At 28.6% G+C, this 7,835-nt stretch carries 8 protein-coding genes; 2 read left to right on the top strand and 6 right to left on the bottom strand.

The window, feature by feature from the left end; all coding sequences use genetic code 11:
* A partial coding sequence (locus tag QZZ48_RS03055) for a glycosyltransferase family 4 protein (RefSeq protein ID WP_294961843.1) occupies positions 1–997 on the top strand: 997 nt, incomplete at its 5' end.
* A complete protein-coding gene (locus tag QZZ48_RS03050; protein WP_294961841.1) occupies positions 994–1,818 on the top strand; it encodes a glycosyltransferase in 825 nt (274 codons plus the stop codon). The genes QZZ48_RS03055 and QZZ48_RS03050, both read left to right, overlap by 4 nt.
* On the opposite strand, the gene QZZ48_RS03045 is transcribed toward QZZ48_RS03050, so the two are convergent.
* The 6 genes from QZZ48_RS03045 to rfbA form a co-directional block, all read right to left on the bottom strand.
* Positions 1,815–3,116, bottom strand: a complete 1,302-nt coding sequence (locus QZZ48_RS03045) for an O-antigen ligase family protein (RefSeq protein WP_294961839.1) — start codon at positions 3,114–3,116, stop codon at positions 1,815–1,817. The two genes, QZZ48_RS03050 and QZZ48_RS03045, sit on opposite strands and share 4 nt — an antisense overlap.
* 90 nt (positions 3,117–3,206) lie before the next feature.
* Positions 3,207–4,277: a glycosyltransferase gene (locus QZZ48_RS03040; protein WP_294961837.1), complete on the bottom strand. Its 1,071-nt coding sequence runs from the start codon at positions 4,275–4,277 to the stop codon at positions 3,207–3,209.
* Positions 4,278–4,496: 219 nt separating this feature from the next.
* The gene (rfbB, locus tag QZZ48_RS03035; protein ID WP_294961835.1) at positions 4,497–5,510 is read right to left on the bottom strand and encodes a dTDP-glucose 4,6-dehydratase; all 1,014 of its coding nucleotides are present in this window, start codon (positions 5,508–5,510) and stop codon (positions 4,497–4,499) included.
* Positions 5,507–6,373, bottom strand: coding sequence for a dTDP-4-dehydrorhamnose reductase (rfbD, locus tag QZZ48_RS03030; RefSeq protein ID WP_294961834.1), 867 nt, complete (start codon positions 6,371–6,373; stop codon positions 5,507–5,509). The genes rfbB and rfbD overlap by 4 nt, the downstream gene beginning before the upstream one ends.
* Complete coding sequence (gene rfbC / locus QZZ48_RS03025; RefSeq protein ID WP_294961832.1) at positions 6,366–6,941, bottom strand: dTDP-4-dehydrorhamnose 3,5-epimerase; 576 nt, start codon at positions 6,939–6,941, stop codon at positions 6,366–6,368. Before rfbC ends, rfbD begins: the two co-directional genes overlap by 8 nt.
* Positions 6,938–7,828 (bottom strand): glucose-1-phosphate thymidylyltransferase RfbA, encoded by an 891-nt coding sequence (gene rfbA, locus QZZ48_RS03020; RefSeq protein WP_294961830.1) that lies wholly within the window; start codon positions 7,826–7,828, stop codon positions 6,938–6,940. Before rfbA ends, rfbC begins: the two co-directional genes overlap by 4 nt.
* Between the last annotated feature and the right edge of the window lie 7 nt (positions 7,829–7,835).

The raw sequence follows: 7,835 nt of genomic DNA, 5'->3' as shown, positions 1-7,835 counted from the left end.
TATAAATGAAAACTCAAAGCTAGAAAAATATTATAATGAAAATGATAAATATATAAAAATTAATAAATCATCTAATCTTTTTATGTTTAATGCAGCAAAAAAACTTGCGAATATTATAGATAAAGAAAATGTAGAAGTTATTCATATACATTGGACTAAAGATATTCCGTTTGTTGTATTGGCTAAAATACTTTCAAAGAAAAAACCAAAAATTGTTCAAACTAGAAATATGACAATGACTAGATTTAAAGATGACTTTTATCACAGACTAATGTATAAAAACATGGATTTACTTTTGCCAGTTACCTATCAGGTAAAAAATCAATTAAAAAAATTTATACCTGAAGATATATGCCCAAAAATTGAAGTTTTATATATGGGTTCGGATAAATCTAAAATGCTTAATATTGATGAAGTGTATAAATTAAAAGAAGAACTTGCTTTTGATAATAAGAGTTTTAATCTTGGAATGGTAGGTCGTATAAATGAAGCAAAAGGGCAACATCTACTAATAAAAGCAGTTGATATTTTAGCTCAACAAGGGATGAGTGTTAATGCTTATTTTGTTGGACATGCTATGGAAAAATCATATCTTGATATATTAAATCAAGACTTAAAAAATAGAGGTTTGGAAAATAGAATCCACTTTTTAGGCTTTATGAAGAACCCGCATCATTTTTACCAAGTGTGTGATGCTATTGTTCTTGCATCTAAGAGAGAAACTTTTGGATTAGTTTTAATAGAAGCAATGCAAGTAGGAACAGCTGTTATAGGAGCAAATAGTGGCGGAGTTCTTGAGATAGTAGATGATGAAAAAACAGGTTTACTATTCGAAAGTGAAAATTGTGAAAGCTTGGCTTCTTCAATTGAAAAATTGATTAACAATAAAGAATTAACATTAAGTATAGCAAAAAGAGGACAAGATAAGTGTAAAGAGAAATTTTCAAATGAATTGCAGTTTGAAAAATTAAAAATTATTTTAAAAGAGCTAGTGTGAAAGTTAGTATAATAATAGCGGTATATAAAGATATAGAATCCTTAGATTTAATAATAAGAGCATTGAAAAAACAGACGTATAAAAATTTTGAAGTTATAGTAGCTGAAGACAATAACTCTATTGAAATGGAAACATATATCAAATCTGTAAAAGACTTGGATGTTAAACATACATTTCAAGAAGATAATGGTGTTAGAAAATCAAGATCACAAAATAATGGAATTTTAAAAGCAAGTGGTGAATACTTAATATTCTTAGATGGTGATATTATTCCATACTCCAGCTTTGTTCAAGGACATATTGATTTAGCTCAAAAAGATAGAGTTTTAGCCGGAAGAAGAGTAAATTTAAATGCAAAACTTACAAAAAAACTTAGAACCAAAGAACTTTCATCGTATATATTGGAGAAATTCTATTTTATATTCGGATTTGGTTTGATGTTTGATAAAAATGCCAGATTTGAACAGGGAGTGCATATAGATGCAAGCTCTTTTATTTACAAAAATATTATGGCCAAAAGAAAAAGAAATACAAGCTTAATTGGTTGTAATTTCTCTTGTTATAAAGAAGCTATGCTAGCCATAAATGGTTTTGATGAAAGTTATGGAGAATCTTCATTACCTGATGATATGGATTTGGATTGGAGGTTTCGTGCATTTGGGCTTAATCTTTATTCTTGTAAAAATGTGGCAAATACATTTCATTTATATCATAAAAAACAAGACAATCCTACTTCAGAAGAAGAATGGGATAAGTTTAAAAAAAATAAAAAAAATAAAAAGTATATTTGTGACGAAGGTTTAAGTCAACATTGTATTTAGTTATTTATACTGTTTTTTTTAAAAAACTTTGTTATATGGAATGTATAAAAACTGGCAAAAATAATATTATGAGTAGATACACCTATTATTCTACTGTTGAATGTTTCAAAGTTATTAATAATTAGCCAGTATGTTAAAAAAGATATTGAGGTCAATAAATAATATTGTTTATTATTATCTGATAAATCGGAATCCTTAATACTTAAAATAATAAAATAATACATAGCAAAAATTAAAAGTAGTCCAATAAATCCATATGCTACTAATGTTTCAATAAAGAAATTATGTAGATGCCCATATTCTTTTTTTAATTCTTTACTAAATCTTTTTGATTGTTGTATTACCTCTGAAATTGCTTCCGAGTCCAAACCAATTATAGGGTGTTTTAAAATCCAGTCTTTAGCATCAAGCCAAGAGTTGATTCTTATACCAACACTTGACATTTCTATATCTTTTTTTTCTATAAAAATTGATTCTACGACATCTTGTTCTGACATAATTCTATATTGCATTATTTCAGTATTCCCCAATACAATAAGCAAAGTACTAATAGATAAAAAATTTATTATTAGTACTTTGAAGTTAATTTTTTTGTTAATCCAAATATGTGAGATGGCATATGCTATATAAGCACTAATCAAACCGAGCCATACTTGTCGTGACTGAGTTATAAGAACTATATAGGTAAAGAATATGATTAATAATAAAATAGCAAATAGAAGTGCTGCTTTTGATTTTTTACCAAAAATAGATGATTTTATTGTTAAGTAAAAAAATGACAGGGACATTAATAAACTAGTACCAGCAAGCATAGAATCAAACTGTGAGTTTTTAATCAAAAATCCAATTCTTTGTTGATTCAATACAAGTTCAATAATAGACATAAAATTTATATTTGTAGCAATAGCGAATAAAAAACCAAAAATAAAAAATAACCAAAGTAGAATTGTATTTTTAATATTGGCTTTTAGCCAGTAAGCTATAAAGAAAAATACAAACAACTTTGCAAGCCTATCTAATTTTGGTGTTTTGTCTGCAATTTCCGGTATATATATATGACTGTTTATCCAACTTAAAACTTGTGCAATTAAAATCATAATCAGTATTATTATAATTGGATTTTTGAATATTATATCTTTATGAATCGCAAATATAGGAAGACTACCAATTAAAAATAAAGCTAAAAAAATATCTCCAACACGACTATACTTGATATTAAAAAATGCATAGCAAAAGATGCAAAAAAGCATAAAGTATGAATAGTATCTATTTTCTAAAATATTTTTTAGTATTATCATTTATCTCTTTCTTTATTTTAATTTTTATAATATAACATTGTAAAGTTTTTGTTATTATTTTTCTTTATGGCTTATAAATATAGGTTTAGGCTACTTTAACAGATCAACATATTCCATGATCTCACGCTCTGATGAAAAAATAACTTTAGCTTTTTTAATATTTTTATAAGCTTGTTCTTTTTCTTCTTCTAAATTTTTAGCTATATACAGAAGTTCATCTTTAAGAGCTTCTTGATTTGCATCTTCAACTAAGTGAATATGAAAGCCCATATCTTTAAAGTTACTTATTGCTGTATTGTCAAAGGATAATATGATTATACCATGTGAAATGGCCTCCATCATGACATTTCCAAAACCTTCACCTTTGGTGGGAAATATAAATATGTCATGTTTTGGATATTCATCGTATATGACATTGGTAAAACCACAAAGATTAAATGATTCTTTATATGAAAGAGAATTTAAGAAAAATTTAAATTTTCTTTCATACTTATCTGACATGCCACCATTACTGTCAAGAGTAAAGCTAATATTATGTTGTTCTAAAATTTGACAAGCTTGAAGAGCTTCTTTTAAACCTTTTCCTTGAGTTATTCTACCTACATGAAGTAATTTAAGATTATCATTATTAGTCTTTTGTTTTTTAGAAATTGGTTTTGGCATGGATGGGTATATTGTTACTAATTTTGTTTCTTTAGTTAAGGGAACGATTTTTTTTACATTTTTTGAAAGATGTTTAGATATAGCGACATGATAATTTACATCCGAATAAATTAATCTATGAAACCAATCTTTTTTAGGCGTTGATTTTGTTGTTCCATGTCTTATAATCAAGTTGATATCAAGTCCTAAAAAAGAAAAATATAAAGATTTTAACTCTGAAGCACCGACAAAAATAACATTTTTAATATCATGGTCTTTTATTATTTTTCTTGTACCAAATATAATAGAGAAGCTAAGTGTAGATTTAAAAGTGATTGTTTTAAAATTTAAATTTTTATAATCTTCATTTTTCAAACATTGTTCATGCATAAATTTATTTTTTTGAATGATTAGTGTTATATTTAATTGTTTAGATAATATGAGTGCTAGTTTTAATGCTGCTAATTCCATACCACCTTTATTAGGAGACAAACATATGACAGCTGTTGATTTTTTCATGAAAAAGTCGTTCCTTTTAAGGGGATATATTTAACTGATTATATCTAAATAATTATTTGAATATAATCAATCTACAATGGTTTAGTAAAAAGCTTAGGATGTATTGAAAATTCTTTATTACTACTCAGTTTATATATGGGGGAGTAATTGCATTATGTGGTATTCTCAAAATTTAGTGAAGAAAATAAATCATATTATTAGGAAGCTTAAACTTCTTAGTTAATCTTTTTCATATTTATGTAAATACCATTCAATAGTTTTAATAATTCCACTGTCAAAGTTCTCATTTGCTTTCCAACCAAGTTGTGTTTCAAGTTTTGTTGCATCTATAGCATATCTTCTATCATGTCCAGCTCTGTCCTCTACAAAAGTTATAAGTTCTTTATAGCTAGAGTCTTTTGGAACCTTTTCATCTAAAATTGTACAGATAGCATCTACAATTTGAAGGTTTGTCCTCTCATTCCTTCCACCAATATTATAAACATTGGCTTCTTTTCCTGCGTGATAAACTAAATCTATACCTTTACAGTGGTCCAGCACATATAACCAGTCTCGTATATTTTTTCCATCTCCATATATTGGTATATTTTCACCAGAGAGAGCTTTTCTAATAATAGTTGGAATTAACTTTTCATCATGCTGTTTTGGTCCATAGTTGTTTGAACAATTTGTAATAACAGTGTTTAATCCATAAGTTTCTTGGTAACTTCTAACAATCATGTCTGAACTAGCTTTAGAAGCAGAATAAGGTGAGTTTGGAGAGTAAGGTGTCTCTTCTGTAAAAAGATCAGTTTCGTTTAGTGTTCCGTATACTTCATCTGTGCTAATATGATGAAATCTAGACTCTTTATACTTTTCTTTGTAATGAAACGAAGAATCCATCCAATAGTTTTTAGCAACATCAATAAGGGTATAAGTTCCATTTACATTTGTTTCTATAAATATTCCCGGATTTATAATTGAGTTATCAACATGAGATTCTGCCGCAAAGTGTATTACTCCATTAATGTCATATTCTTGAAATATAAACTCAACTAAATCTCTATTACAGATATTACCTTTTATAAATTTGTATTTAGGATTATTATCACACCCTTTTAGGTTTGCTAAGTTACCTGCATAAGTAAGTAAGTCAAGGTTTATAATATTATATTCTGGATATTTTTCTAAAAAGTAAGGGACAAAGTTACTCCCTATAAACCCAGCACATCCAGTTACTAAAATATTTTTCATTTTCTTTCTCCTAAAACTTTTAGACATTCATCTAAGCTGTCTTTCCAAAATGGAATTTCTATATTGAATTTTTGTTTTATTTTTGTTTTATTTAAAAAACTATAGTGCGGCCTACTAGCTGGGGTAGGATAGTCTTTTATCATTATTGGATTAATACTACACCCCTTTTTAGCCATTTTCATAATCTCTTTGGCAAAATCATACCAAGATAAAACACCCTCATTGGAATAGTGATAAATTTCTGCATTTAAATTATTGATTTGTGGAATGATTTCTAAAATAGTTTTAGCTAAATCTCTAGCATATGTTGGAGTTCCGATTTGGTCAAAAATAACACCTAATTCATCTCTTTCATTTCCTAAACGAAGCATTGTCTTTACAAAGTTTGATCCAAAAGATGAATAGACCCATGAGGTTCGTATTATTATAGAGTTAGATGGATTTGTTTTTTGCATAGCAAGCTCACCAGCAAGTTTAGTTGAACCGTAAACATTACTAGGGTCTCTATTATCAGTTTCTATATATGGTTTATAGTTTTTTCCGTCAAATACATAATCACTTGATATATGAATAAGTTTTATATTCTGTTCTTTTGAGATTGTTGCCAAATTCTTAACAGCTTCATTGTTGATATTATTTGCTAACTCTTTTTGAGATTGTGCTTTATCAACTTCTGTATATGCTGCACAATTAATGATTACAAAAATTTTGTTTATTTTTATAAAATTTAGGATCTTTTGTTTATTTGTAATATCAAGGTAATCTCTATTAGTAAAGAAAAATTTATAAGAATATTTAGATGAAATTTCTTTAAGTTCACTTCCTAGTTGACCATTACTTCCAGTTACTAAGATGTTAATCATAATAGTTTACACCATAATCAAATAAATCATCTGTTTGATCTAATTTTGGTTGTATTTTGTCTTTGTCTGATAGATTAAGCTCATCTCTTTTTATAATCCAATCAATGGCTAAACTCTCATCATCAAAAGCGATACCTCTATCATTCTCAGGTGAGTAATAGTTGTCAACTTTATATGCAAATATAGTGTCGTCTTCTAAAACTACAAAACCGTGAGCAAACCCACGAGGAACTAAAAGTTGTTTTTTATTTTTTGCGCTTAACTCTACTGCTACATGTTGACCAAATGTGGGACTGTTTTTTCTTATGTCAACTGCCACATCTAAAACTTTCCCTTGAATTACGCGAACAAGTTTAGTCTGAGCAGAATTACCTAATTGATAGTGAAGAGCACGTATAACACCTCGAGAGCTTTTTGATTCATTGTCTTGGCAAAAGTTTATTTTAAAACCTAAAAACTCTTCAAGTTTATCTTGGCGAAATGTTTCAAGAAAATAACCACGGGAATCTCCGTGGACTACAGGTTCAAAAATAACTATGTCTGGTATCTCTGTTCTTGTAAACTTCATCGTTTTATATTACCTTCTTGGGCCCTTCTTATGAGGTATTGACCATATTGGTTTTTTTTTAATGGTTCTGCTAGTTTAAGAAGTTTTTCCTTTGATATATAACCCATCTCGTAAGCTATTTCCTCTAAGCAGGCGACTTTAAGAGATTGACGATTTTCAATTGTTTGAATAAACTGAGAAGCTTCGAGTAAACTTTCATGAGTCCCAGTATCTAACCAAGCATAACCTCTACCCATTAGTTCTACTTTAAGTCTTTCTTCATTTAGATAGTCTTGATTAAGAGTAGTTATTTCTAACTCACCTCTCTCACTTGGCTTAACATCTTTAGCTTTTTTTACTACATCATTAGGGTAAAAGTATAAACCAATAACTGCGTAGTTAGATTTAGGATTAGTTGGTTTTTCTTCTACGCTTGTCACATCACCGTTTTCATTGAACTCTGCAACACCATAGCGCTCAGGATCTTTTACATAATATCCAAAGACGGTTGCTTTATTCTCTGACTCAGCATTTTTAACACTTTGCGCTAATAAGTCAGTTAATCCTTGACCATAAAAAATATTATCACCTAAGACTAAACAGACATCATCATTACCTATAAACTCTTCTCCTAAGATAAAGGCTTGTGCAAGCCCATCAGGAGAGGGTTGTTCGACATAGTCAAACTTCATACCAATATCAGAGCCATCACCTAAAAGATCTTTAAACCTTGGTAAATCATGAGGAGTTGAAATTATAAGGACTTCTTTTATCCCCGCTAGCATTAATACTGAAAGAGGGTAATAAATCATCGGTTTATCATATATTGGAACCAGTTGCTTACTTACACCTTTAGTAATTGGGTATAGTCTTGTCCCACTTCCACCTGCTAAAATAATACCTTTCATTTATTCC

It is taken from the genome of Sulfurimonas sp. (genome assembly GCF_016744025.1).
Classification (GTDB): domain Bacteria; phylum Campylobacterota; class Campylobacteria; order Campylobacterales; family Sulfurimonadaceae; genus Sulfurimonas.
The sequence above is the reverse complement of the archived record's forward strand: the minus strand, read 5'-3'. Positions and strand labels throughout refer to the sequence as shown.

Coding starts and splice junctions, on each gene's coding strand:
- QZZ48_RS03045 (WP_294961839.1), bottom strand. CDS start 3,116: ATGATAATACTAAAAAATATTTTAGAAAATAGATACTATTCATACTTT.
- QZZ48_RS03040 (WP_294961837.1), bottom strand. CDS start 4,277: ATGAAAAAATCAACAGCTGTCATATGTTTGTCTCCTAATAAAGGTGGT.
- rfbB (WP_294961835.1), bottom strand. CDS start 5,510: ATGAAAAATATTTTAGTAACTGGATGTGCTGGGTTTATAGGGAGTAAC.
- rfbD (WP_294961834.1), bottom strand. CDS start 6,373: ATGATTAACATCTTAGTAACTGGAAGTAATGGTCAACTAGGAAGTGAA.
- rfbC (WP_294961832.1), bottom strand. CDS start 6,941: ATGAAGTTTACAAGAACAGAGATACCAGACATAGTTATTTTTGAACCT.
- rfbA (WP_294961830.1), bottom strand. CDS start 7,828: ATGAAAGGTATTATTTTAGCAGGTGGAAGTGGGACAAGACTATACCCA.